Origin of the sequence: Bradyrhizobium sp. 138, assembly GCF_023074075.1 — a bacterium.
Classification (GTDB): Bacteria; Pseudomonadota; Alphaproteobacteria; order Rhizobiales; family Xanthobacteraceae; genus Bradyrhizobium.
On record NZ_JADPKT010000003.1, the window covers coordinates 614,592 to 638,057 of the forward strand.

Annotated in this window: 17 protein-coding genes; 11 read left to right on the forward strand and 6 right to left on the reverse strand. The window is 66.2% G+C overall.

Annotated features, from left to right (window positions below):
• Nucleotides 1-39: 39 nt before the first annotated feature.
• The 5 genes from IVA79_RS03855 to IVA79_RS03875 all read left to right on the forward strand — a co-directional run bounded on the left by IVA79_RS03855 (nucleotide 40) and on the right by IVA79_RS03875 (nucleotide 6,940).
• Nucleotides 40-1,578 (forward strand): caspase family protein, encoded by a 1,539-nt coding sequence (locus IVA79_RS03855; protein WP_247550445.1) that lies wholly within the window; start codon nucleotides 40-42, stop codon nucleotides 1,576-1,578.
• A 144-nt stretch (nucleotides 1,579-1,722) separates the two neighbouring features.
• Entirely contained in the window at nucleotides 1,723-2,397 is a 675-nt protein-coding gene (locus IVA79_RS03860) for an OmpA family protein (protein WP_247550446.1), read from the forward strand.
• Between the two features lie 158 nt (nucleotides 2,398-2,555).
• On the forward strand, nucleotides 2,556-3,485 hold the full coding sequence (locus tag IVA79_RS03865; RefSeq protein ID WP_247550447.1) for an efflux RND transporter periplasmic adaptor subunit: 930 nt from the start codon (nucleotides 2,556-2,558) through the stop codon (nucleotides 3,483-3,485).
• Nucleotides 3,485-6,634, forward strand: a complete 3,150-nt coding sequence (locus IVA79_RS03870; RefSeq protein ID WP_247550454.1) for an efflux RND transporter permease subunit — start codon at nucleotides 3,485-3,487, stop codon at nucleotides 6,632-6,634. The genes IVA79_RS03865 and IVA79_RS03870 overlap by 1 nt, the downstream gene beginning before the upstream one ends.
• A gap of 78 nt (nucleotides 6,635-6,712) precedes the next feature.
• Nucleotides 6,713-6,940 carry a DUF4926 domain-containing protein gene (locus IVA79_RS03875; protein WP_247550455.1) on the forward strand — a complete coding sequence of 76 codons (228 nt, stop codon included), beginning with the start codon at nucleotides 6,713-6,715 and terminating at the stop codon, nucleotides 6,938-6,940.
• A gap of 8 nt (nucleotides 6,941-6,948) precedes the next feature.
• On the opposite strand, the gene IVA79_RS03880 is transcribed toward IVA79_RS03875, so the two are convergent.
• On the reverse strand, nucleotides 6,949-7,623 hold the full coding sequence (locus IVA79_RS03880) for a Crp/Fnr family transcriptional regulator (RefSeq protein WP_247550456.1): 675 nt from the start codon (nucleotides 7,621-7,623) through the stop codon (nucleotides 6,949-6,951).
• A gap of 234 nt (nucleotides 7,624-7,857) precedes the next feature.
• Here IVA79_RS03880 and IVA79_RS03885 point away from each other — a divergent pair, with 234 nt between their 5' ends.
• Together IVA79_RS03885 and IVA79_RS03890 are read left to right on the forward strand one after the other, a co-directional pair.
• A complete protein-coding gene (locus IVA79_RS03885; RefSeq protein ID WP_247550457.1) occupies nucleotides 7,858-9,939 on the forward strand; it encodes an AsmA family protein in 2,082 nt (693 codons plus the stop codon).
• A 173-nt stretch (nucleotides 9,940-10,112) separates the two neighbouring features.
• The gene (locus tag IVA79_RS03890; RefSeq protein WP_247550459.1) at nucleotides 10,113-12,560 is read left to right on the forward strand and encodes an adenylate/guanylate cyclase domain-containing protein; all 2,448 of its coding nucleotides are present in this window, start codon (nucleotides 10,113-10,115) and stop codon (nucleotides 12,558-12,560) included.
• Between the two features lie 1,022 nt (nucleotides 12,561-13,582).
• Here the strand turns inward: IVA79_RS03890 and IVA79_RS03895 are convergent.
• The gene (locus tag IVA79_RS03895) at nucleotides 13,583-13,759 is read right to left on the reverse strand and encodes an AbrB/MazE/SpoVT family DNA-binding domain-containing protein (RefSeq protein WP_247550460.1); all 177 of its coding nucleotides are present in this window, start codon (nucleotides 13,757-13,759) and stop codon (nucleotides 13,583-13,585) included.
• Between the two features lie 98 nt (nucleotides 13,760-13,857).
• Here IVA79_RS03895 and IVA79_RS03900 point away from each other — a divergent pair, with 98 nt between their 5' ends.
• Nucleotides 13,858-14,166, forward strand: coding sequence for a HigA family addiction module antitoxin (locus IVA79_RS03900; RefSeq protein WP_247550462.1), 309 nt, complete (start codon nucleotides 13,858-13,860; stop codon nucleotides 14,164-14,166).
• A 390-nt stretch (nucleotides 14,167-14,556) separates the two neighbouring features.
• Nucleotides 14,557-15,420: a hypothetical protein gene (locus IVA79_RS03905; protein WP_247550463.1), complete on the forward strand. Its 864-nt coding sequence runs from the start codon at nucleotides 14,557-14,559 to the stop codon at nucleotides 15,418-15,420.
• On the opposite strand, the gene IVA79_RS03910 is transcribed toward IVA79_RS03905, so the two are convergent.
• Both IVA79_RS03910 and IVA79_RS03915 read right to left on the reverse strand, forming a co-directional pair.
• Nucleotides 15,421-16,677, reverse strand: coding sequence for a Spy/CpxP family protein refolding chaperone (locus IVA79_RS03910; RefSeq protein ID WP_247550569.1), 1,257 nt, complete (start codon nucleotides 16,675-16,677; stop codon nucleotides 15,421-15,423). It abuts the gene before it with no gap.
• 177 nt (nucleotides 16,678-16,854) lie between these two features.
• Nucleotides 16,855-17,856, reverse strand: a complete 1,002-nt coding sequence (locus tag IVA79_RS03915) for a LysM peptidoglycan-binding domain-containing protein (protein WP_247550464.1) — start codon at nucleotides 17,854-17,856, stop codon at nucleotides 16,855-16,857.
• A 171-nt stretch (nucleotides 17,857-18,027) separates the two neighbouring features.
• Between IVA79_RS03915 and IVA79_RS03920 the strand changes: the two genes are divergently transcribed.
• On the forward strand, nucleotides 18,028-18,720 hold the full coding sequence (locus IVA79_RS03920) for a hypothetical protein (protein ID WP_247550465.1): 693 nt from the start codon (nucleotides 18,028-18,030) through the stop codon (nucleotides 18,718-18,720).
• A 265-nt stretch (nucleotides 18,721-18,985) separates the two neighbouring features.
• Complete coding sequence (locus IVA79_RS03925; protein WP_247550466.1) at nucleotides 18,986-21,646, forward strand: EAL domain-containing protein; 2,661 nt, start codon at nucleotides 18,986-18,988, stop codon at nucleotides 21,644-21,646.
• A gap of 12 nt (nucleotides 21,647-21,658) precedes the next feature.
• Here IVA79_RS03925 and IVA79_RS03930 read toward each other — a convergent pair whose 3' ends face one another.
• Together IVA79_RS03930 and IVA79_RS03935 are read right to left on the reverse strand one after the other, a co-directional pair.
• Nucleotides 21,659-22,444 carry an ABC transporter permease gene (locus IVA79_RS03930; RefSeq protein ID WP_247550469.1) on the reverse strand — a complete coding sequence of 262 codons (786 nt, stop codon included), beginning with the start codon at nucleotides 22,442-22,444 and terminating at the stop codon, nucleotides 21,659-21,661.
• Complete coding sequence (locus tag IVA79_RS03935; RefSeq protein ID WP_247550570.1) at nucleotides 22,441-23,253, reverse strand: ABC transporter permease; 813 nt, start codon at nucleotides 23,251-23,253, stop codon at nucleotides 22,441-22,443. The genes IVA79_RS03930 and IVA79_RS03935 overlap by 4 nt, the downstream gene beginning before the upstream one ends.
• Between the last annotated feature and the right edge of the window lie 213 nt (nucleotides 23,254-23,466).

Here is a 23,466-nt window from a genome sequence, read left to right on the forward strand (position 1 = left end):
AGCTGGGAACGGCGCCTTTTTGGCTGGACCGCGCTGATTATGAAAATTCGCTTCTTTTTTCTTCTGCCCTTGCTCGTCTCGCTCGTCCCGACCGCCCCATCGCTTGCGGCCGGCGACCGTTTTGCGTTGGTCATCGGCAATGCCAAATATCCGGACGCGGATGCCCCGTTGAAGGAACCGATCAACGATGCGCGCGACATCGCCGATGAGCTCAAGCGCGACGGCTTTGCGGTCGAGACCGGCGAGAATCTGACCGGCGACGGCATGCGCCGCGCCTTCGACAAGCTCTACGGCAAGATCAAGCCGGGATCGGTGGCGCTGGTGTTCTTCAGCGGCTTCGGCATCCAGTCGGCGCGCCAGAGCTACATGCTACCGATCGATGCGCAGATCTGGACCGAATCCGACGTGCGCCGCGACGGTTTCAGCCTCGAGACCGTCCTCGGCGAGCTCAACACCCGCGGCGCCGGCGTGAAGATCGCGCTGATCGACGCCTCCAGGCGGAACCCGTTCGAGCGCCGGTTCCGCAGCTTCTCGGCCGGCCTGACCCCGGTCATCGCACCGAACGGCACGCTGGTGATGTATTCGGCGGCGCTGGCCTCGGTGGTCTCGGACGCCGGCGGCGATCACAGCCTGTTCGTCCAGGAGCTCCTCAAGGAAATCCGTGTCCCCGACCTGATGGCCGAGGAGACGCTGAACCGGACCAAGATGGGCGTCACCCGCGCTTCCCGCGGCGAGCAGGTGCCGTGGATATCCTCTTCATTGGCCGAAGATTTCTCGTTCAGCCCGGGAGCCGGCGGATCGCGTCCGGCACCGGCCACGCCGCCTGCGCCTCCGGCGCCGCCGCCGGTCGTCGCCAACAACCCGCCGCCGGCACCGCCCGCGCCACCGACACCGCCTCCGCCGCAGAAGCCGGCCGATACCGCTGCTGCACCCGCGCCCGCTCCGCCACCTGCACCCGCGCCGGCCCCCACGCCGAGGCCGCAGATCGAGGCGGCCCTGCCCCCGCCGCCACCGCCCGTGAAACCGATTGATCCGGCTCCAGCCCCGAGCACGGACAGTGGGCCGAGTGCTGCCGTCCTGGCCGACGACCCCACGATCAAGAGCCTGACCTCCAAGATCGCCGCCAACCCGGATGACGTGAACGCGCTGTACCGGCGTGGCCAGGTCTATGCCAGCAAAGGCGCCTACAATCTCGCCATCAAGGATTTCGACGACACGCTTCGCATCAATTCGAAGGACGTCGAGGCGCTGAACAACCGCTGCTGGACCCGCACCGTGGTCGGCGATCTCCAGGGCGCGCTGAAGGATTGCAACGAGGCCCTGCGGCTGCGGCCGAACTTCGTCGACGCGCTGGATAGCCGGGGGCTCGTCAACCTCAAATCGGGCGCGGTCAAGAATGCCATCGCCGATTTCGATGCGGCCCTGAAGATCAATCCGCGCCTGACCTCCTCGCTCTATGGACGCGGCCTCGCCAAGCAGCGCAATGGCTCCGCCCAGGAAGGGGCACTCGATATTGCCAATGCCAAGGCGATGGATCCGAACATCGTTCAGGAGTTCGCAAGCTACGGAGTGCGCTAGTATTTTTTTGAATTGAGGCGGTCGAAGCCTCGAACCTTGAACCGCCCTGGGAAGACCAATGGGCGGATGCCGCAACGGGTCGTTTCCGAGGGCTGTTGCTGGAATTTGGAAGCACGCAAGCTGGCTGCGCAGGAGGGACTGGCTATGAAATTGGCTGCAAAGGGACTGACCGCGATCCTGTCGATCATCACCATCGGCGCCGCTCTGTCGCTGCTGCCGATCTCGTCCGCTTTCGCCGGAGAAGAAAGCAACAGCAAGAACGTCACCGAGGACGAGATCGTCCGCGCGCTGGCGCCGGCGCCGAAGAAGCCCCTGACCCGCGGCCTCTCGATCGCCCCGCAGGCCGATCCCGCGCCGAACGCGGCGGAGACCAAGCTGATCCAGTCCGTTCGCGGCCGCTCGACGCGCTCGCTGTCCTCGACCGAGCGCGAGGAAATCGCCTCAGTTGCCAAGGACAAGCCGAACATCGATCTCGAAATCACCTTCGACTACAACTCGGCCAATATCAGCGCCAAATCGATGCCCTCCGTGCAGGCGCTCGGCCGCGCGCTGACCAGCCCCGACCTGAAGGGCTCGACCTTCGTGGTCGCCGGCCACACCGACGCCGCCGGCGGCGAGGCCTATAACCAGGACCTGTCGGAGCGCCGCGCGGATTCGATCAAGCGCTACCTCGTCGAGAAATACAGCATCTCCGCAACCGATCTCGTCACCGTCGGCTACGGCAAGAGCAAGCTGAAGGACCCGAGCCAGCCGATGGCGGAGGCCAACCGCCGCGTGCAGGTCGTCAATATGGAAAACAAGACCACCGCATCGAAGTGAGCACGACGTAATCCTTTGCAGTGACAAGTCGTGATGTGGTGTAAAGTCTCGCTTCCAACGCGCGTCTCGCAGCCTTGCGGGACGCCGCTTTGTTTCAGGGAAACGCTTTTCATGGGCCTCGCGCGGACGGCCGTGAGCCAGGCCAGGATGATCCGGCGATGAATCTCTCCGAATATCTCAAGCCGGCCGGCACCGTCGTGTTCGTCGTCGCGCTCGGCGTCGGCTATTATCTGTTCGAGCATCGCAAGCGTCCCGAGCCGAAGGAGACGCAAAGCGAAGCGCTCGTCATCGTGACGAAGTCGACCAATGCCTGCTTCTCCGACCTGGTACGGGTGACCGGCTTCTTCGTGCCGCGCCGCGAGGCGGTCGTCATCGCCGACCAGGAGGGATCCAGGGTCACCGATCTCTTCGTCACCGAGGGCACCGTCGTCGCCGACAACCAGGAGCTGGCGCGCCTGACCGCGCCGCCGCAGATTCCGGGCCAGCCGCAGCGACCCGGCCCGCAAGGCCCGGTCTCGCTGAAGGCACCTGCGCCCGGCCTCATCACCGAAGTCCGCACCATCGTCGGCGCGCCCGCATCCCCGCAGGCAGGCCCGATGTTCCGCATCGCGGTCAACAGCGAGATCGAGCTCGATGCTCAGGTCCCGGCGGTGCACATGCCCAAGCTCAGCTCCGGCGCTACCGTGCGCATCAGCCGCGACGACGCGCCCGATCTGATCGGCCGGGTCCGGCTGGTTGCGCCCGAGATCGACCGCGCCACGCAGCTCGGGCGCGTCCGCATCAGCGTCACCAACAATCCCTCGCTGAAGGTCGGCGTGTTCGCCCGTGCCTCGATCGACGCCAAGCGAAGCTGCGGCGTCTCGATCCCCAAGACCGCGATCGACCATCTCACCATTCAGGTCGTCAAGGGCAACACGATCGAGACGCGCAAGGTGCGGGTCGGACTGTCGTCCGACAGCGCGACGGAAATCCTGGAAGGCCTCGACGTCGGCGAAATCGTCGTGGCCGACGCCGGCTCTTCGCTCCATGACGGCGACCAGATCAAGACCATGTTCGCCGATGAACTCGATCGCACGCGGGTACGCTGATGGCTCTCAATATCTCGGCTTGGTCGATCCGTAATCCGCTGCCGTCGGTCGTCTTCTCGATCATCCTGCTGATTCTCGGCTGGGTGTCTTTCACCAAGCTCGCGGTGACGCGGCTGCCTTCGGCCGATATTCCCGTGATCTCGGTCGTGGTCTCGCAGTTCGGCGCGGCGCCCGCCGAGCTCGAATCGCAGGTGACCAAGACGGTCGAAGACGCCGTCTCCGGCGTCGAGGGCGTGCGGCACATCACCTCGCAGATCACCGACGGCGTCTCGGTCACCACGATCCAGTTCGCGCTGGAGACCAACACCGACCGCGCGCTCAACGACGTCAAGGATGCGGTGACGCGCGTGCGGTCGAACCTGCCGCAGAATGTCACCGAGCCGCTGATCCAGCGCGTCGACGTCATCGGCCTGCCGATCGTCACCTATGCCGCGATCTCGCCCGGCAAGACCCCGGAGCAGCTCTCCTATTTCGTCGACGACGTGGTCAAGCGCGCGCTGCAGGGCGTGCGCGGCGTCGCCCAGGTCGAGCGCATCGGCGGTGTCGAGCGCGAGATCCTGGTTTCGCTCGATCCCGACCGGCTGCAGGCGATGGGGCTGACCGCGGTCAATGTCAGCCAGAGCCTGCGCGGCACCAATGTCGACGTCGCCGGCGGCCGCGCCGAGATCGGCAAGAACGATCAGGCGATCCGCACGCTCGCGGGCGCCAAGACGCTGAGCGACCTCGCCGGCACCATGATCCCGCTGTTCGGCGGCGGCGAGGTCCGACTCGACGATCTCGGCACCGTCACCGACACCATCGCCGACCGCCGCACCTTCGCCCGCTTCAACGGCGAGCCGATCGTCGCACTCGGCATCAAGCGTTCCAAGGGCGCCAGCGACGTGAAGGTGGCCGAGGCCGTGCAGAAGCGCGTCGACGCGCTCAAGGCTGCCTATCCCGACGTCGACCTGAAGGTGATCGACACCTCGGTCGAATACACCAACGGCAATTACCACGCGGCGATCTCGACCCTGTTCGAGGGCGCCATCCTCGCCGTCGTCATCGTGTTGCTGTTCCTGCGGGACCTGCGCGCCACCATCATCGCCGCGATCTCGCTGCCGTTGTCGATCTTCCCGGCATTCTGGGCGATGGACCTCCTCGGCTTCTCGCTGAACCTCGTCAGCTTCCTCGCCATCACGCTGTCGACGGGCATCCTGGTCGACGACGCCATCGTCGAGATCGAAAACATCGTTCGGCACATGAACATGGGCAAATCGCCCTATCGTGCCGCCCTGGAAGCCGCCGACGAGATCGGCCTCGCGGTGATCGCGATCTCGCTGACCATCATCGCAATCTTCGCGCCCGCAAGCTTCATGTCGGGCATCGCCGGACAATTCTTCAAGCAGTTCGGCATCACCGTCTCGGTGCAGGTCTTCTTCTCGCTGCTCGCGGCGCGCTTCGTCACGCCGGTGCTCGCCGCCTACTTCCTCAAGCATGGCCATCACGAAGAGCCGCCGCCCGGCCGCGTGCTGCGGTCCTATCACAGGATCGTGGCCTGGTCGGTGAAGCACTATTTCATCACGGTGCTGGTCGGCTTCGGCGTGTTCGCCGCCTCGATCTGGAGCATCACGCTGCTGCCGCAGGGCTTTCTGCCGGCGCAAGACAGCTCGCGCTCGCTGCTCGCGCTCGAGCTGCCGCCGGGCACCCAGCTCGCCTACACCGAAAAGGTCACCGAAGACATCGTCGCGCGCCTGCGCAAGCGGCCTGAGGTGAAGAGCATCTTCGTTGACGGCGGGCGCGTTCCACCCGGAACCCAGGAAGTCCGGCGCGCCGCTTTGATCATCAACTACACGCCCAAGGACAGCCGCGACATCACCCAGCGCGAGCTCGAGTTCTCGATCAGCCAGGAGCTGGAGAACATTCCAGACATCCGCTTCTGGTTCCTCGACGAGAACGGTCTGCGCGCCATCTCGCTGGTCGTGACCGGCGCCGACGCCAACATCGTCAACAATTTCGCGAGCGAGCTCGCGACGCAGATGAAGCGGATTCCGACCATCTCCAACGTGATCTCGGAAACCACGCTGGAGCGGCCCGAGCTGCGCGTCGAACCGCGCGCGGATCTCGCCGCGCGGCTCGGCGTCTCGACCGAAAGCCTGTCGCAGACCATCCGCGTCGCCACCATCGGCGATGTCGGACCCGCGCTCGCCAAATTCGACGTCGGCGACCGGCTGGTGCCGATCCGCGTGCAGCTCGAGGACGCCGCGCGCGGCAATCTGAAGACGCTGGAACAGTTGCGCGTGCCGCTCGGCGAGCACGGCGAAAAGGGCGGCGTGCCGCTCTCGGTCATCGCCGACGTCAAGCTCGACCAGGGTCCGACCAGCATCAACCGCTATGATCGTGAGCGGCAGGCCACCGTCGCCGCCGACCTCGTCGGCTCCGCCGCGCTCGGCGACGCCACCAAGAAGATCTACGACCTGCCGGTGATGAAGAGCCGGCCGAAGGGCGTGAAGGTCTCCCCCTCCGGTGATGCCGAGAGCCTGAACGAACTGTCCGACGGCTTTGCCACCGCGATCACGGCGGGCTTGATGATGGTCTACGCGGTACTGGTGCTGCTGTTCGGCACCTTCCTGCAGCCGATCACGATCCTGTTCTCGCTGCCGCTCTCGATCGGCGGCGCGATCGCGGCCCTGCTCCTCACCGGCAAGCAGCTCACCACGCCGGTGTGGATCGGCATCTTGATGCTGATGGGCATCGTCACCAAGAACGCGATCATGCTGGTGGAATTCGCCATCGAGGCCATCCGCGCCGGCAAGCCGCGCGACGAGGCCATGATCGACGCCGGCATGAAGCGCGCCCGCCCGATCGTGATGACCACGATCGCGATGGCCGCGGGCATGATGCCGAGCGCGCTCGCGGTCGGCGCCGGCGGCGAATTCCGCTCGCCGATGGCGCTCGCGGTGATCGGCGGCCTGATCTTCTCGACCATCCTGTCGCTGGTGTTCGTGCCCGCGATGTTCATGGTGATGGACGATTTCGGCGCCCTCATCTGGCGCTTCGCCAAGCGGCTGATCGTCCACAGCGAGGACACCGAGACGACGGGTCATCACGCAGCCGCGACGGCGGAAGCGGGGCCAGCTCCAAAGAATATCGCTCGTCCAGCGGCGGAGTAGGGTTCGAGCGCAGGGGATCATACGGGCCGGCGACGACCGGCCGACATTCGTCACCTGTTGGGTGCTATGATGAGTGCAGTGAACAACAAGCAAGATCGGACTCCGCGCGCCCTGGACGTCGTCGCATTGCTGGCAAACCTTCCCGAGCAACGGTTAGCGCGGGGAAACGTCGGCACGATTGTCGAAGAGCTCGACGACAAGACGGTGCTTGTCGAATTCAGTGACGACGATGGCCGACCATACGCCGTCGCCCCGTGTCTACGATCCGAGTTGCTGACACTGCACTACGTGCCGGAAGCAGCCTAGCCGCTTCCCTACTCGTTCCGCGCGATCGCCGTCAGCTTGGTCATGTTCCGCAGCAATATCCGGCCGCGCTGCAGATCAAGAATCGCTTCCTTGCGCCAGGCCTGCAGCTGGCGGTTGACGCTCTCGCGGGCGGCGCCGACGAAGACGCCGAGCTGCTCCTGAGAGATGTGCACCTCGGAGCCGAAATCGGCGGCGAGGGCGCAGAGCCGCCGCGCCAGGCGCACCGGCAGCGGCTGCAGCATGGATTCTTCCATGCGCTCGCTCTGCCAGCGGATGCGCTGGCACAACAGCGCGATGATCTTGATCGCGACCTTCGGCTCGCGTTCGAGGAAGCTGAGAAAATCCTCGCGCCGCAGCACGAACAATTCGCTGGCCTCGCCCGCGGTCGCATCCGCGGTGCGATTCTGGCCGTCGAGCACCGCGACTTCGCCGAACAGGTCGCCCGGTCCCATGAAATTGAGCGTCAGCCGGCTGCCGTCGGAGGCGCCGGTCTCGATGCGGACCTGGCCGCGGCGCACGCCGAACAGCGCGTCCCCGGGATCGCCCTTCTGGAACAGCACCTCGCCGTTCCCCAGATGCTGGGTGTGACAGAGGTTGGACAGCCGCTGGAGCTCGTCTGCACCGAGATCCGCGAACATCGCGTTCATCTTCAGAATGACCGCAAATTCGGCCTGCTTGCTCATTTCAATGTCCTTGTGAACGTCCGGTCAGTTTCCTTGGCAAATCGCTTGAAACCATCAACATCAGGATCGCGTAAAACCGCGCCGGGGAAGTGTGTCATAAGTCACATAACTTTGCAGCACCCCTGACTTATTTTTACGCGCTTGGAGCCGCTTCCCGTCCGGGGATAAACTCAGGCGCAAAGGATGGTCAGCCGGCGGGATTGGACGCCGATCGTCCGTCGCTGGAAAGTCGAGATGAGAACAGTGAAATTCGCCGGCGCGGCTTTGGTCGCCGTCATTATCGTGATCGCCCTCCTGCTGGTGGTCGGGATCCCTTCGGGCTTCCTGACCTCGACGATCGCCTCGCGCGTCGAGAGTGCGACGGGCTATCGCCTGTCGGTCGACGGAACCACCAGGATCAGCCTGTGGCCGACGCTGAACGTCACCCTGAACGATCTGACGCTGGCCGACCCCAGGGATCGCAGCGGCATCACGCGCCTGACCATCGACAGCGTGCAGGCCGACATGTCGCTCTCCAGCGTGTGGTCGGGCCGCCCCGAGATCAGCGAGCTCGTCGTCACCCATCCCGTGCTCTACCAGCCGCTGCTGCGCGAGCGGCTGCCGAATGCGGCAGCCTCCTCGAAGCCGCCCCTCGCACTCGACGCAGGTGGCGCGACCATCGACCGCGTCACGGTCACCGACGGCGAGGTCGCATTCTCCCGCATGCGCGACCGTGTCGAGGGCCGCATCAGCGCCATCAACGCCGACGCGACCGTCGGGCGCGACCGCAAGGTCAATATCACCGGCACCGCGCGGGTCGGCGACCACCCGACCAAGTTCGACATCAAGGCGACGACGCCGGCGCCGCCGGCCGACCGGCCGACGATCCCGGTGGATTTCGCCATCGACATGCCCGATGTGCTGAAGTCTCAACTCACCGGTCATGCCGAGATGCGGATGAGCGGCGATGTCGTGATGATCAACGGCGTGAATGGCAAGCTCGGCGACGGCGCCTTCAACGGCTGGGCTTCGGTCGACATCGCCAGCAAGCCCCTGGTCAAGCTCGACCTCGACTTCCAGCGGCTGACGATTCCGCTGGCGAAATCGCCCCAGGGCACGGCCGGGCAGCCCTGGAGCGATGCGCCGATCGACGTGTCCGGGCTCAATTATGTCGATGCGCAGGTGAGGATCTCCGCAAGCGAGGCCGTGATCGGCGATGCGCGCATCGCACCGCTGGCGCTCGATGGCAAGCTCGCCGGCGGCGTGCTGAAGGCCGGCACCGCCAATCTCGGCGCCTATGGCGGCCAGGTCTCGGGCGAGGTGATCCTGGATGCGACCACCGGCGCGCCGAGCTTTGCCATGCATTCCGACCTCGTCGGCGTGCGGGCGCTGCCGCTGCTGCAGGGCCTTGCCGAATTCGACCGCATCGACGGCAAGCTGCAGGCCAAGCTCGCTCTGCGCAGCGCCGGCACCAGCCAGCGCGCGCTGATGGCGAACATGCAGGGCACCGCCTTCGTCAATTTCCAGGACGGCGCCATCCGCGGCATCAACGTCGCGCAGATGATCCGCTCGCTGACATCGGGCACGCTCTCCGGCTGGCAAGACAACCAGAACAGCAACCAGAACGGCAACCAGGAGCAGAGCACGGATCTGTCGCAGCTCTCGGCCTCCTTCCGCATCGACAAGGGTCAGGCGGTGACGACCGATCTCAATCTGATCGGGCCGCTGGTGCGCGTCACCGGCGCCGGCACCATCGCGCTCGACACCAAGATGATGGGTTTTCGCGTCGAGCCGAAGCTGGTGATGACGACCGAAGGCCAGGGCCGCGCCAATGAGCCGGTCGGCTTCGGCATTCCCGTGATGATCCAGGGCTCTTGGTCGCAGCCGCGGATCTACCCTGACATGGCCGGCATGCTGGACAATCCGGATGCCGCCTATGCCAAGCTGCGCGAGATGGGCAAGGGCCTGTTCGGCCCTGACGGCGCCGGCCTCGGCAATATCCTGGGCAGCCTCGGTCTCGGCGGAGCCAATGCGCCGGGCAGCGGCAATGCGGCCGGCAATGCCAATCCGCAGGCCCAGCAGCCGGGCCAGAACAATCTGCTCGGCGGTCCGCTCGGGGAGGCGATCGGCAATCTGATCCAGCAGGGACTTTCCAGTGGCGCGGGAAGCAGCACCGGCACCGCGCCAGGCGGCGGCCGCAGCCGCAGCCTGCCGGCAACGCCGTCCACACCGTCCCCGCAGGCCTCGCCTGCGGCTCCAGCCCTCGAGGACCCGCCGGTCGCGCAGCAGGACAGTCAGCCAATGAACGACGTGCTGCGGCAACTCTTCAACCGGTGATCGGCGGACTGGGCGGCTGGATTCCACGGCAATCCCTACACGTCCACAGGGAGTAACCACGCCGGCCGGTCCGAAGGCCGCGCGGCGGTCGTTTGGCCCAAATTGTGATAGAACGGTCCCGAAGGGCCGACGGCCCGCAGCGCCGGCGTCGATGGCGGCGCGAGAGGATCGGGATGGCAGGAGCGAACGACAAGAGACGGTTTCTGCGCGAGGGCCTGTTCGCCAAATACGTCGTCTCCCTCGTCGGCCTCGTCGTGTTCGTCCTCGCCGTCAACGGCGCGATGGAGACCTGGATCTCCTACCGCGCCACCAGGACGCAGCTGACCGACGGCCTGGAGGACAAGGCGCAAGCCGCGGCGCGGCGGATCGAGCAGTCGATCTCGGAGCTCGACCGCCAGATCAGCTGGGTGACGCGGGCGAGCCAGGACACGCTCGAGAAGCGCCGTGCCGATTACGCTTCGCTGCTGCACCAGGTCTCGGTCGTCAACCAGCTGTTCCAGCTCAACGGCGAGGGCCGCGAGGTGCTGCGCGTCTCGCGCCAGTCGACCACGACCGGCAGCAATGCCGACCTCTCCCGCGACATGCGCTTCACCGAGACCGTCGCCCGCGGCGTCAGCTATGCGCCGGCCTGGTTCGCCGACCGGACGCCGTTGATGTCGATCTCGGTGGCGCATTCCGGCTTCAATGCCGGCGTCACCGTCGCGGAGATCGATCTCGGCTTCCTCTCCGACTTCCTGTCGGACGCGCAGGTCGGCAAGGCCGCCTTCGCCTATGTGGTCGATCCGCGCGGCCGTGTGCTGGCGACGTCGTCGAAAGGGCCCGATGTCGGCAAGGATTTGTCGAAGCTGCCGCAGGTCGCGGCCGCGATCGCGCCCGGCCACGAGCCCGATACATCGGGCACCGACTTCAACGGCCATGCGGTGATGAGCGCCGCGAGCATCGTGCCGAAGCTCGGCTGGAGCGTGCTGTTCGAGCAGCCGACCACGCAGGCCCTGATGCCGATCCGCGACCAGCTGGTGCGCATCGCGCTGCTGATCGGAATGGGCCTTATGGTCGCAATCCTCGCCGGCACGCTGCTCGCCCGCCGCATGATCATCCCGATCACGGCGCTGCGCGACGGCGCGCAACTGCTCGGCGAGGGCGATTTCAGCCACCGCATCGAAGTGCGCACCTCCGACGAGCTGGAAGACCTCGCCGGCCAGTTCAACCGCATGGCCGGCCAGATCCAGGAGACCTATTCGAACCTGGAGACCAAGGTCGAGGAGCGTACCCGTGATCTCGCGCAGTCGATCAACGAGCTGAAGGTGCTCGAGGAGGTCGGCCGCGCCGTCGCCTCCTCGCTCGATCTCGACGCCGTGCTGCCGACGATCGCCGCGCGCGCGATCGAGATCACCCATGCCGACGCGGTGCTGATCTACGGCTTCGACGCCGAGCGGCACAGCTTCAATCTGGTCGAGGCTGATGGCATCGACAAATCCGCCGACGGCGCCCATGTCACCATCGAGGAAGGCGACAACATTCTGAGCGATGCCGCCAGAAGCGGCGAGCCGATCGCGTTGGCCGATCTCGATCAAGCCGCCGAGCAGCCGCTGCGCGAGGTCGCGACCGCGGCCGGCTTCAATTCGGTGCTGGTCGTGCCGCTGGTCGATCAGCAGGGCACGCTCGGCTCGCTGGTGGTGCTGCGCCGTCCCAGTGGCGAGTTCGCGCCCAGCATCATCGGCCTGATGCGCACCTTCGCCAACCAGGCGGTGCTGGCGATGCGCAATGCGCGCCTGTTCAGCGAGGTCGATCACAAGGGCCGCGAGCTGGAGGCGGCGAGCGAGACCGTGCGTGCCCAGGCCGACAAGCTCAAGCAGCAGACCGAGCAGCTCAAGGACTGGAACAAGTCGCTGGAGGAGCGCGTCAAGACCCAGCTCGGCGAGATCGAGCGCATCCGCAAGCTCGAGCGCTTCCTGGCGCCGCAGGTGGCGCAGCTGATCGCGTCGTCCGACAGCCCGGAAGGGTTGCTCACCAGCCAGCGCCGCGAGGTGACCGTGGTGTTCTGCGATCTGCGCGGCTTCACCGCGTTCACGGAGGCGACCGAGCCGGAAGAGGCGATGAACGTGCTGCGCGAATATCACGCCGCGCTCGGCAAGCTGATCTTCAAATATGAGGGCACGCTCGACAAATATGCCGGCGACGGCGTGATGATCCTATTCAACGCGCCGATCCAGTTCGAGGACCACACCAGGCGCGCCGTGAAGATGGCGGTGGAGATGCGCGACACCATCGGCCCCTTGACCGAGCGCTGGCGCAACCGCGGGCACAGCCTCGGCTTCGGCATCGGCATTGCGGTCGGCTATGCCACGCTCGGCCAGGTCGGCTTCGAGCAGCGGCTGGAATATGCCGCGATCGGCAGCGTCACCAACCTCGCCTCGCGCCTCTGCGGCGAGGCCAAGCCCAACCAGATCGTGGTCAGCCGCCGCGTCTTTGGCATCGTCGAGCCTTTCGTCGAGGCCCGCGCCCTCGACGATCTCCAGCTCAAGGGTTTCAATCACCCCGTGCTCGCCATGGAGATTTTGAGCTGGCGCGAGGAGGTCGACAACGTGGTCGATGCCACCGCGGTGCGGATGCGAGGCTAGACTGAATGCCTTTGGATTGAGTCGGTTGCCGCGGCTCGTTCACCTCTCCCGCTTGCGGGAGAGGTCGGCGCGTCCGGGCGATGCGAAGCATCGTCCCGCGCGCCGGGAGAGGGCTTTCTCCTCTAGGGGATTGTCCCGTTGCGGAAACACCCTCTCCCCAGCCCTCTCCCGCAAGCGGGAGAGGGAGCGCACCTCCGTTGTAGCGATCAAACCTGATCTCATCACGCTCTGGCTTCTCGCCTGCCTCGAACGGCGAGGCATTGCTTGTTATCGCTCACCGGCAGCCATTCGCGATCCCGCGGCGCGTTGCGCCCGGGTTTTGCTGAGGTCTCGGCACCCTTCGAAGTGGAAGGGCGCAGGGAAGACCGGGCACCGGCTGGCACCCGCAAGACCCCTGTGCATGAGTGCGTCATAGTCGCTCACAGGGGAGAAACAGGTGCGACCGAATGCCCGGCCTTCCCTGCGCAGTGGTTGAAACGGCTTATGTCGCGCTCTCGCCGGTGAGTCGATTCTCTGTTGCCACCGTCGCCCTGCGGCTTTCATCGGATGCACAGGTCCGGTTGGACCCGCGCACCGCCGCAAGACTTGACGCCAGATATGCGGGCGTCACGACCACACGATTTTGCCGTACGCGTTCGACATCGTCGTACACGCGCCCGCTGATCGCTCACGGGGACTACCCGCCCTGCGACCGCATCTGGCGCCAACGCCGCCCGCGTCCACCGCCCCTCACCCCACGAACCCTGACGATCGCGATCCGTCCCTTACCATGGGATGAGTTGGAAGGGAGCATAGGGTGTGTCGAGGTTCGGGTAAAGAGAAATTTTGATTATTCGAAGAAGAAAGCGAAGGGCGGCGAGGCAACGTGTAAGAACCTCTTACAAGTTGCCAACCCCATGCGGGCATTCTGTACAAATGTCGAAAACAACCCCATGCACAGTAGAGGGGGCGAGCCGGATCAATGGGTTAGCGGAACGAGAGCCTTGGCAGGCCGAGAGCGGGGAATGGACGGAAGCCAGGATTCAGCGCGGCGGATCTTCTTCGCGCGGACCATCACCCTGATACTTGGTCTCGGCAACGGTCGCGCTTTCGACGGAGGCGACGATCTCGATTTCGTCACCTTCCTTGAGCGCGAGCCGGTCGATCAGCTCTTGGGGAAGAACCACAGCCAGATCGTCATCCCATTTGAAAACCTTCATCGTGGCCTCTGCTCAAGCGACCGCGCCGTCGTTGATTTCACGTATCATGCTGACGAGGCGCCCCACAAGATCTCGACGACCACAGCTACAGGTGACCCATGCTGATGACGAAGCGCAAGCCGGCCACGGTCGGCGAAATCCTCACCGAGGAATTCATGAAGCCGATGGGCCTGACCCAGGGCGCGCTGGCCGAGGCCATGGGCGTGCAGCGCAAGCACGTCAACGAACTCTGCAACGACCGCCGCAACGTCACCGCGGCCACCGCGCTGATTCTGGCCCGCGTCTTCGGCAACAGCCCGGACTTCTGGCTGAACGTGCAGCGGCGAACCGATTTGTGGGAGGCGATGCATTCCGCCCGCGACCGCAAGCGGATCGAGCGGGCGCGGCCGCTGACCTCGGCGGCGTGAGCCGCACACGCTATCGCATATGGCGTTTAGCGAGACTTGAGCGCGCGCCTCGTCCTTCGAGACGACCGCTTCGCGGTCTCCTCAGGATGAGGCTAAGCAGCATTGGTGCTCGTTGAAACTTCTGCCGCGCACTCGGTCCTCATCCTGAGGGCCCGCCAAAGGCGGGCGTCTCGAAGGATGGCCACGGGCGAGATCGCTCCCATATGCGATTGCCCTCCCCGCATCCGCCTTCGCCCGAATGCGGGCTTCGGCGGACAAGAGGGGGAGGGAGCGCAGCGGTGCAAGGCGCTTGAATGTTGTAACCATCGGCACGATACCCCGAACCACATCCCGCCTCCCCGCGACTAACCCTCGCCTCAACGGCGAGGCGGCTCTGATCGGAGACGACCCGTGGCGATTGCCCTGCCTTCGCGTGCTTATGATCTGCAGATGCTGGACCGGCCCGCTGAGCGTGGGCGCGACCACGGTTGGGTCTATGGGCTGCCGCCGGGGATCACGTCCGAGCAATGGCCGCTCGATCCGGTCACCGGCTATCCGCTGATGCACGGTTTTACGCTGCTGCTGCCGGAAGACTATCGCGTGCATGGCGAGGACATCGTCGCGCTGTCGTTCTTCGCCACCCCGGCCGATCACACCGACGGCGGCGCGACCGCTGCCCCCGAGATCCGCGAAGCCGTGCTGGCACGGCCGTCGCATCCGCGGCTGTCGCGCATGACCGACATCCTCGACTACGAATATGCCGCGCTGTTGCTGACCAGGCGCGAGTACAAAGGCGCGTTCGCGGCGCCGCCGGCGCCGCTTGCGCTGGCAACAGTGGAGCGGCCGCGCTGGCTCGATGTCGGCGGCGCCAGCGCTTTCTATCAGGCAGCCCCGCCCTTTGCGCAGAAGATGTTCGCGGGCCCTCCGCGCGCCGATCTGACAGCGAACCTCGCAATCGTTTTGATGCCGCGCGCGAGCGATCCCAACGCAGGCAAGGCCCCGCAGGACCCGCACGTCCCGCGCAACCCGCCGAGCGACTATCAGTCCTACTACTACTTTGACGGCGCCCCGAGCCCCGAGAATTACCGCCTGCACGACTGGGCCAAGGACCACGCCCACAACCATCTCGGCGGCACCATGCGGCCGTGCCAGGCGGTGCCGGAGATGAGCCCGTTCTACATCGAGTTCGAGGAATATTTCGGCGGCTACAATTTCGGCACCGGCAACGCGCAGCTCGACTTCAGGGATATGAAGTTCGACTGGGCGTGCGGCTGATCACGCCCCGCGCTTCGGCCCGATCGCCTCGAAGGTCGCCTTCTGCTCGTCGCTCAGATCAGCTTCGAAATCATCGAGCGCATCAGTGACGCCGTTCACGGCTTGCAGCATCGTCTCCAGTCGCGCCTTGACGGCGGTGAGGCGGGCCTGGGGTGTCGCGGCGGGCTGTGACGGGCAGGCGCTGAGCGTCTGCATGGTGCGCAGGGTGGTGTCCTGGAGCACCTCGAAGCGGGCGCGCGCGACCTCGTCGAGGCGGAGCGTCGAGGCGATGTCGCCCGCGGGCCATTGCTGCTGCACGAGCTGCTCGTACTGGCGCTGCAGCTTTTCGTCATAGCGGGGATCGGCGTCGGCGTCGCACGCGGCGGCCGCCTGGGCGTCCTTGTTCTGGCCCGCGGCCAGCGCGGCGCGGCGCTCCCTGGCCAGCCCGTCGAGCTTTGCCTTCTGGCCGTCGTCGAGCAGACCCTCGAACTTCGCGAGCGCCGGCGCGAAATTGTCCATCGCCTTGATCATGACCGCGAGGCGCTCGCGCATCAGGCCGAGGCGCTCCGCCGCGGTCGCGGGCACCTCTGCCGGGCAGGTGGCGCGGATGCTGTCGCGGGCAGCCTGCCAGGCGCTCACGAGCTCGTCGAGCGCGGTGCGCTGCAATTCGTTGGGCTGCACGGCCGCGGAGATGAGATCCGCGGGGAAGCCGGCGGGATCGCTGACATCGCAGATGTTTTGCGCCGACGGGATTTTGCGTGCGCGCCGGCCTTGCGGCGCGGTGTAGGCGGCGAGCTCGGTGGCGGCGTAGGGCGAGAAGATCGCGGCATAGATGTCGCCATAGCCATAAAGCGAGATGCTGGTGGTGTCGGCGAAGATGATCGCATTGGCGAGATCGTCATGCGCGAACGGCCAGAACACCGGGCCGGCCCAGCCATAGCTGCCATCCGGATGGCGCCACCAGCCCTGCGGGCGGCGGCCGCCGTGCCAGCCCGCCAGCGCGGCTTGCGCCGAGAGCGCCGCACGGACGATGTAGGGATTGGAAGGCTGCCCGCGCTCGGCGCCGCGCGGATCCTGCGATCTCATGGCAGCAGAGCGATACCGGCCGCCCCGCACCGCCATGCGCGAATGGCGCAGCCGCGACATGCCGATGACGTGGCCGACGGCGAAACGCGCAACGCCGAGCGGACCACCGCGCAATCCGAATTGCGCCTCGGCTCTGTTCGGCAGCAGCACTGCTGCAATCAGGAGGGCCGCGCCGGCGAGCGCCAGCCGCATGCCTCCCGACACGACCGCTGACCTGACCAATTCGGCCTCCTCCCAGCGCCAGCGCGCACTGCGCCGCATCGAGATGACACGCAAGGGAACCAATTGTTCCCAGGCCAGACAGGGCAAAGCGTCGCGGGCGGTGACTTACCTATCCCTGTAACAAAGGAAGAGGAAAGACGGCCCCCCTCACTCCGCCTTCGGCATCACAAAGGTCTGGCCGGGATAGATCAAATTGGGGTTGTGGATCTTGTCGCGGTTGGCGTTGAAGATCACGGCGTAGCGGGCGCCGTCGCCATAGGCGAGCCGGCTGAGCGCCCACAGGCTGTCGCCGCGGGAGATCACGCGGTTGCCGCCTGCCTCCGCTGGCGCGGCGTGGAGCGCGTCCGCCGGCGAGGCCGATGCCACCGCTGTCGCGGCTGGCGCGCGCGCCATGACCTTGGGTTTCGGCGCGCCGGTCAATTTCGGCCGGGCCGCGGACCGGTCGGCTGTCGCGGCAAGACGCGGCCCGCCCGACGGCAGCGAGGCCACGACATCCGCTTTGTCATCGGCCTTCTCGGCCTGTTTCGGCTCTTGTTTCGCGACCGGCACCGGGCGCGCCGGCGGCGGCGCGGCCTCGGCGATGGTCACCGGCATGGTGCGGCCGGACTGCGTGACCGTGCCATCCGGCGCCTTGGCCCGGAGCGTCAATTCATAGGACCCGGCGGGAAGCTGCGGCGGGGTCATCACGAACTGGCCCGAGGCGTCGGCGACCACGGTGTCGAGCGTCTTGCCGTCACGCAGCAGCTCGACCTTCGCGCCCGGCGCGGCCTGGCCGGCGATCACCGCCGCCTCGCCGTGATCGTCCACCCGGGCGACGTCGAAACGGGGGCCGGTATCAGTGGCCGCGGGCGGCTTGACCGGCGCGAGCTCGGGCAGCGCCGTAACCTGCTTCTGCGTCTCGGCCAGCGCGGGCGCCTTCGGCTCGGGCGCCGGGACCGCCACCGGCGCAGGCGGCGCGGCGGCGGCAAGCTTCGGCTGTTCCGTTTTCGGCTCCGGCTTGAGGTCGGCCTTGGCCTCCGGCTTGGCGGCGATTGCGGTCCTGGTCCCATCAGGCAGCAGACGGCGCAGCTCGGCCGGGCCGATCACCAGCACCGTGCCGACCAGCGCCAGCAGGCAAAGAGCAATGAAGGCCTTGGACGCGGTGATCATCGGAAAAGAACCTTAGGGAGCAAATCAACCGAGGGCGGCAAGGTGCGCCGATTTGGCCGCGGCAGCAAGCCGGTCGATGGGATGAGACCGCTGTTCCGGGATGAACCGGCGCCACTCCGCCGGCGTCACATCACCAAGGCCGCATCGCGGCATTTCTTAAGGAATTTTCCCGTGACCGTATTTCGCCGTCCCGCCCAATGGCTGGCATTTGTCCTGACGCTCGCCGCCTCCCCTGCGCTCGCGGCCTCCGGCCCGCCGCCGGGCTTCGTCCTTTCCGACGATGCCGAGCTCGCTTTCACCTCGCCCGACAAGGCCATCAGGCTCGAGCAATACATGAAGGACGGCGGGGATTTCGACATCAAATGGCAGGCCTGGGCGCGGCGCGGCGACCAGCTGACCGAGCTGAAGCCGGAGCAGGGCTATCCGGCCGGCTTCCGCTTCACCAGCAACTCGCAATGGCTGGTGCGGATGCAGAAGACCGGCTCCGGCGCGCAGGACCTGTTTCTCTACCATGTCGAGAACGGCGCCTTCGTCAGCGCAACGAAGCAATCGCTCAGCGACCTCGCCTGGGCCTATTTCCACAGCCGGCCCGACACCAACGGGATGAAGCTCGACTACCACCTCTCGGCCAATCTCGTGAAAGGCACGGAGGAGGCCTATCGCTGGCTCGGCGTGCGCTGGCCCGACAACCGCTACCTCGTGATCTCACTGTCGGGCGCGATGGACAAGCATCCGAAGAACGTCGCCGTGAAGGGATTGGCAGATTGGAAATGCCGTTATGATCTCGCGACCGGCAAGTTCGACGTGCCCAGGATGTTCGCCAAGGCGAATGCGGAAGCGTTGAGATGGGAGATCAGGCGGTGAGTGCAGGTCTCGTAGGGTGGGCAAAGCGACCGCCGTAGCTCGAAGAGCGAAGGCGGACGCGTGCCCACCACCTCTATCCATTACAGACAGATCGTGGGCACGGCGCGCGAAGAGCGCGCCTTTGCCCACCCTACGCGCAACGGGACCTGCCCGCGCCCGATGAAACCAACCGCCTGATTTCCGCTCCGATTCATGGTTCCGTAACCTTCGCTGGTAACGCGGTCTTTTCGGTTTTGCTGCATCCTGCATGCCGCGGGAGGGCTGCATGGGCACATCGATCCGATGGACTGCGCGCATGCGCGCGCTGCTCCGTCGCTGGCGGGGAGCGCCATTGACGTGGTTGATCGCCGGCGGCTTCGTGCTGATGGCCGCGACCGCCGTCGGCACTGCGCTCACCGTCGACCGCTTCCGGCAGAACGCGATCGAGAGTGGCCGCGACAGCCTAGAAAACTCCGTGCGCCTCCTGGCCCGGCATTTCGACCGCGAGTTCGAGGACTTCGCGGTGCTGCAGAAGAGCATCATCGCCGAGCTCGAGAGCCGCGGCATCGAATCCGCCGAAATATTCCGCAGCGAGATGGGCACGCTGGCCATGCACGAGGTGCTGCGGTCAAAGGCCAGCGGCTGGTCCGACGTTGCCGGTGCCAACCTGTTCGATTCCAAGGGCATGCTGATCAACTCGTCGCGCCGCTGGCCGGTCGCCGACGTCTCGGTCGCCGACCGCGGCTATTTCGACCGCCTCAAGAACGATCCGACCGCGCAGGAAGAGATCGAGGTCGTGCACGGCCGGATCGGCAACGCACCGGCGATCGTGTTCGCGCGGCGCGTGTCCGGCCCGCACGGCGAATTCCTCGGGATCGTCTCGCGCGCGATCGCGCCCGAGCAGCTCGAATCCTTCTTCGCCTCGAGCGGGCTCGGCGAGGACTCCTCGATCGCGATGCACCACCAGAACGGCCAATTGCTCGCGCGCGTTCCGCATGTCGATACGATGATCGGGCAGAACTTTCGCAAGGGCACGCCGGAGCAGATGGCGGTGTTCGAGCGCACCTTCGTCTCCATGCAGCTCGCAAGCCCGATCGACGGCAAGGACCGCATCGTCGCCTCGCGCCTGCTCACCGGCGAGCCGCTGGTCGTGGTCGCGACCAAGTCGCTGGACGCGACGCTCGCGACCTGGCGCACGCAAACCAAATTCTTCGTCACCGTCGCCGTGCTCTCGATCGGCCTGCTGGTGCTCACCCTGTTCCTGATCTTCCGCCAGGTGACGCGCCGGCTCTCGCTCGAGAAGCAGCGGCTCGACACCGCGATGAACACGATGACGCAAGGGCTCCTGATGTTCGATCAGGACGAGCGGCTGGTCGTCTGCAACCGGCGCTACATCGAGATGTACGGCCTGTCCGCCGACGTGGTGAAGCCCGGCGCCACTTTCCGCGACGTGATCCAGCATCGCCACGACACCGGATCGTTCCACGGCGACGTCTCATCCTATTGCGACGACATCCTGGGCAATGTCGGGCGCACCCAGAGCGCCATCGTCGAGACCACCGACGGCCGCCTGATCGAGGTCAAGAACCAGCCCGGCGCGGCCGGCGGCTGGCTCGCGACCCATGAGGATGTCACCGCCCGCATCCGCACCGACGAGCGCATCGCGCATATGGCGCATTACGACGCGCTGACCGACCTGCCGAACCGCGTCCTGATGCGCGGCCATCTGGAGCGGCGCGTTGCCGAGCTCAGCGAGGGGAAGCCATTCGCCATCCTCTATATCGACGTCGACGAGTTCAAGGGCGTCAACGATTCGCTGGGCCACGAGGTCGGCGATGAGCTGCTGCGCCAGGTGGCGATGCGCCTGCGCGCCTGCGTCAGCGCCAACGATCTCGTCGCGCGGCTCGGCGGCGACGAATTCGCCATCGTCAAGGCCGGCACCAGCGACAAGGCCGAGCTGACCGCGCTGGCGGAGACCATCCTCAGCGCGCTGCGCATGCCGGTCGATTGCAAGGGCCATGAGGTCCCGACCGATGCCAGCATCGGCATCGCGATCGCGCCCGACCATGGCGACAATCTCGACGACCTGCTCAAGCGCGCCGACCTTGCGATGTACGCGGCGAAGTCGGAAGGGCGCCGCACCTACCGCATCTTCGCGCCCGAATACGACGCCAAGGCGAGGCTGCGCCGTCAGCTCGAGCTCGATCTGCGTCAGGCGCTCCTGCGCGGCGAGTTCGAGGTGCACTATCAGCCGCTGGTCGATCTCGCGGCCAATGTCGTGACCGGCTGCGAGGCGCTGCTGCGCTGGCGCCATCCGGAGCGCGGCATGATCTCGCCGGCGGACTTCATTCCCGTGGCGGAAGACACCGGGCTGATCGGCGAGATCGGCGAATGGGTCTTGAAGCAGGCCTGCCTCGAGGCCGCCTCCTGGCCCGGCCAGATTCACATCGCGGTCAACGTCTCGCCGGTGCAGTTCCGCTCGCGGACGCTGGCGCTCAAGGTCGCCGCGGCGCTCGCGGAAACCGGCCTTGCGCCGGGGCGGCTCGAGCTCGAGATCACCGAGACCGTGCTGATCCGCGACGATGAGGAGGCGCTGACGGTCCTGCAGCAGCTGCGCGAGCTCGGCGTGCGCATCGCGCTCGACGATTTCGGCACCGGCTATTCATCGCTGAGCTATCTGCACCGCTTCCCGTTCGACAAGATCAAGATCGACCGCAGCTTCATCAGCGACATCGGTCAGTCCGAGGATTCCTCGCCGATCGTGCAGGCCGTGGTGCACATGGCCGCCGCCCGCCACATGGCGACGACCGCCGAAGGCGTCGAGACCGAAGCCCAGCGCGAGGTGCTGCGCCAGCTCGGGTGCAGCCAGATGCAGGGCTGGCTGTTCAGCCCGGCCGTGCCCGCGGCGAAACTGAAGCAGCTGCTGACGGCGCAAGCGGCGGCTTAGCGGAAATTCGCTCTACGTTTTCTTCCCCTGTCGACTTGTTGCGAGCAGCACGAGGAAGAAGGAGGCTGCCGTCATCAGCGTCGATATCGCAGCGATCGTGGGATCAATCTCGTCGCGAAGCGCAGTAAACATGCGCTTGGTCAGCGGCTGGTATTGCCCGCCGGAGATGAACAGCGCGACGATGGTCTCGTCCATCGCCGAGATGAAGGCGAAGATGCCCCCGGCGACCACGCTGGACTTGATCTGCGGCAGCGTCACCGCGAAGAAGCTGCGCAGGCGGTTCATGCCGAGGCTGCGCGCCACCATCTCCTGCGCGGGATCGAAGCTCTGCAAGCCCGCCAGCACGGAGATGACGACATAGGGCAGGCCCAGCATCACGTTCGCCAGCACGAGGCCGGGCATGGTCGCGACCAGGCCGACCCTGGCATAGACGAAGAAGATGCCGACCGCGGTGATGATGATCGGCACCACCAGCGGCAACAGCAGCGCCATGTGGATCAGCCGCATGACCCGCAGCTTCGACTGGCTGATGGCGTAGGCGGCGGCAACTCCGAGCGGAGTCGCGATCACCACAGTGAGGAGCGCCACCGTCAGCGTCACCCGCGTCGCCTGCATCCAGGCCGGATTGGCGAAATATTGCTGGTACCAGCGCAGCGAAAAGGACGGCGGCGGGAAGGTCAGGAAGCGCGCGCTGGAGAACGAGATCGGCACGATGATCAGGACCGGCAGGATCAGATAGACCAGCACCAGCGCGCTGACCACGTACAGGGCAATCCGTGCGGGCGAGGCGCGCATCATTTTTGCCCCAACACGCGATCGAGCGAGATGAAGCGGCTGACGACGAAGAAGATCGCGAGCACGCTGAGGAGCAGCACCACCGCGACGGCGCTCGCCGCGCCGAACTGGTTGTAGAGCTCGACATTCCGGCTCACCAGCATCGACACCATCACGGTGCGTCCGCCGCCGAGCAGCTCCGGCGTGATGTAGAAACCGAGGCAGAGCACGAACACCATGGTGCAGCCGGCGAGCACGCCCGGCAGCGACAGCGGCAGAAAGACCCGCATGAACGTGAGCGACGGGCTCGCACCGAGGCTGGCGCCGGCCTGCATGAGATCGCTCGGGATCTTCTGCATGGTGGCATAGAGTGGCAACACCATGAAGGGCAGCAGGATGTGCACGGTCGCGACCACCGTGCCGAAGGTGTTGTGGACGAGGGCGAGCGGCTCCGAGATCACATCGAGATAGCGCAGGAACTGGTTGATCACGCCGGTACGCTGCAGCAGCGCCAGCCAGGCATAGGCGCGCACCAGCACGCTGGTCCAGAACGGCAGCACGACGAGCGACAGGATCAGGATGCTCCAGCCCTTCGGAACCGAGTTGGCGAGGTACGCCACGGGATAGCCGAGCAGCAGCGCGATTGCCGTGACGGCGAGGCTGATCTCGAAGGTCAGTGCAAAGCTGCGCCAGTAGACGTCTTCGGTGAAGACGCGATGGTAGTTCTCCAGCGTGAAGCCGTCATGGTAGATCGACTGCCAGGCGAGCCAGCCGACCGGCAGCACGATCAGAGCCAGGATCACCAGCAGCGCCGGCGACACCAATGCCAGCATCAGCGCATGCTCGCGGCGCTGATGCTTCTGGGAGGGATCTGATACCGATGCCGTCAACGCTGCCTCGCTGGTCTGGAGACCTTCACCTCTCCCGCTTGCGGGAGAGGTCGGATCGCGAAAGCGATCCGGGTGAGGGCTCTGTCCTCTTGGGGAGCCTTCGCTGTCGAGACACCCTCTCCCCGACCCTCCCCCGCAGGCGGGGGAGGGAGCGCA

Bases quoted from the DNA above. Each gene is read 5' to 3' on its own strand.
- IVA79_RS03855 (WP_247550445.1), top strand. From the start codon at position 40: ATGAAAATTCGCTTCTTTTTTCTTCTGCCCTTGCTCGTCTCGCTCGTC.
- IVA79_RS03860 (WP_247550446.1), top strand. From the start codon at position 1,723: ATGAAATTGGCTGCAAAGGGACTGACCGCGATCCTGTCGATCATCACC.
- IVA79_RS03865 (WP_247550447.1), top strand. From the start codon at position 2,556: ATGAATCTCTCCGAATATCTCAAGCCGGCCGGCACCGTCGTGTTCGTC.
- IVA79_RS03870 (WP_247550454.1), top strand. From the start codon at position 3,485: ATGGCTCTCAATATCTCGGCTTGGTCGATCCGTAATCCGCTGCCGTCG.
- IVA79_RS03880 (WP_247550456.1), bottom strand. From the start codon at position 7,623: ATGAGCAAGCAGGCCGAATTTGCGGTCATTCTGAAGATGAACGCGATG.
- IVA79_RS03885 (WP_247550457.1), top strand. From the start codon at position 7,858: ATGAGAACAGTGAAATTCGCCGGCGCGGCTTTGGTCGCCGTCATTATC.
- IVA79_RS03890 (WP_247550459.1), top strand. From the start codon at position 10,113: ATGGCAGGAGCGAACGACAAGAGACGGTTTCTGCGCGAGGGCCTGTTC.
- IVA79_RS03895 (WP_247550460.1), bottom strand. From the start codon at position 13,759: ATGAAGGTTTTCAAATGGGATGACGATCTGGCTGTGGTTCTTCCCCAA.
- IVA79_RS03900 (WP_247550462.1), top strand. From the start codon at position 13,858: ATGCTGATGACGAAGCGCAAGCCGGCCACGGTCGGCGAAATCCTCACC.
- IVA79_RS03910 (WP_247550569.1), bottom strand. From the start codon at position 16,677: ATGCGGCTGGCGCTCGCCGGCGCGGCCCTCCTGATTGCAGCAGTGCTG.
- IVA79_RS03915 (WP_247550464.1), bottom strand. From the start codon at position 17,856: ATGATCACCGCGTCCAAGGCCTTCATTGCTCTTTGCCTGCTGGCGCTG.
- IVA79_RS03925 (WP_247550466.1), top strand. From the start codon at position 18,986: ATGGGCACATCGATCCGATGGACTGCGCGCATGCGCGCGCTGCTCCGT.
- IVA79_RS03930 (WP_247550469.1), bottom strand. From the start codon at position 22,444: ATGATGCGCGCCTCGCCCGCACGGATTGCCCTGTACGTGGTCAGCGCG.
- IVA79_RS03935 (WP_247550570.1), bottom strand. From the start codon at position 23,253: ATGCTGGCATTGGTGTCGCCGGCGCTGCTGGTGATCCTGGCTCTGATC.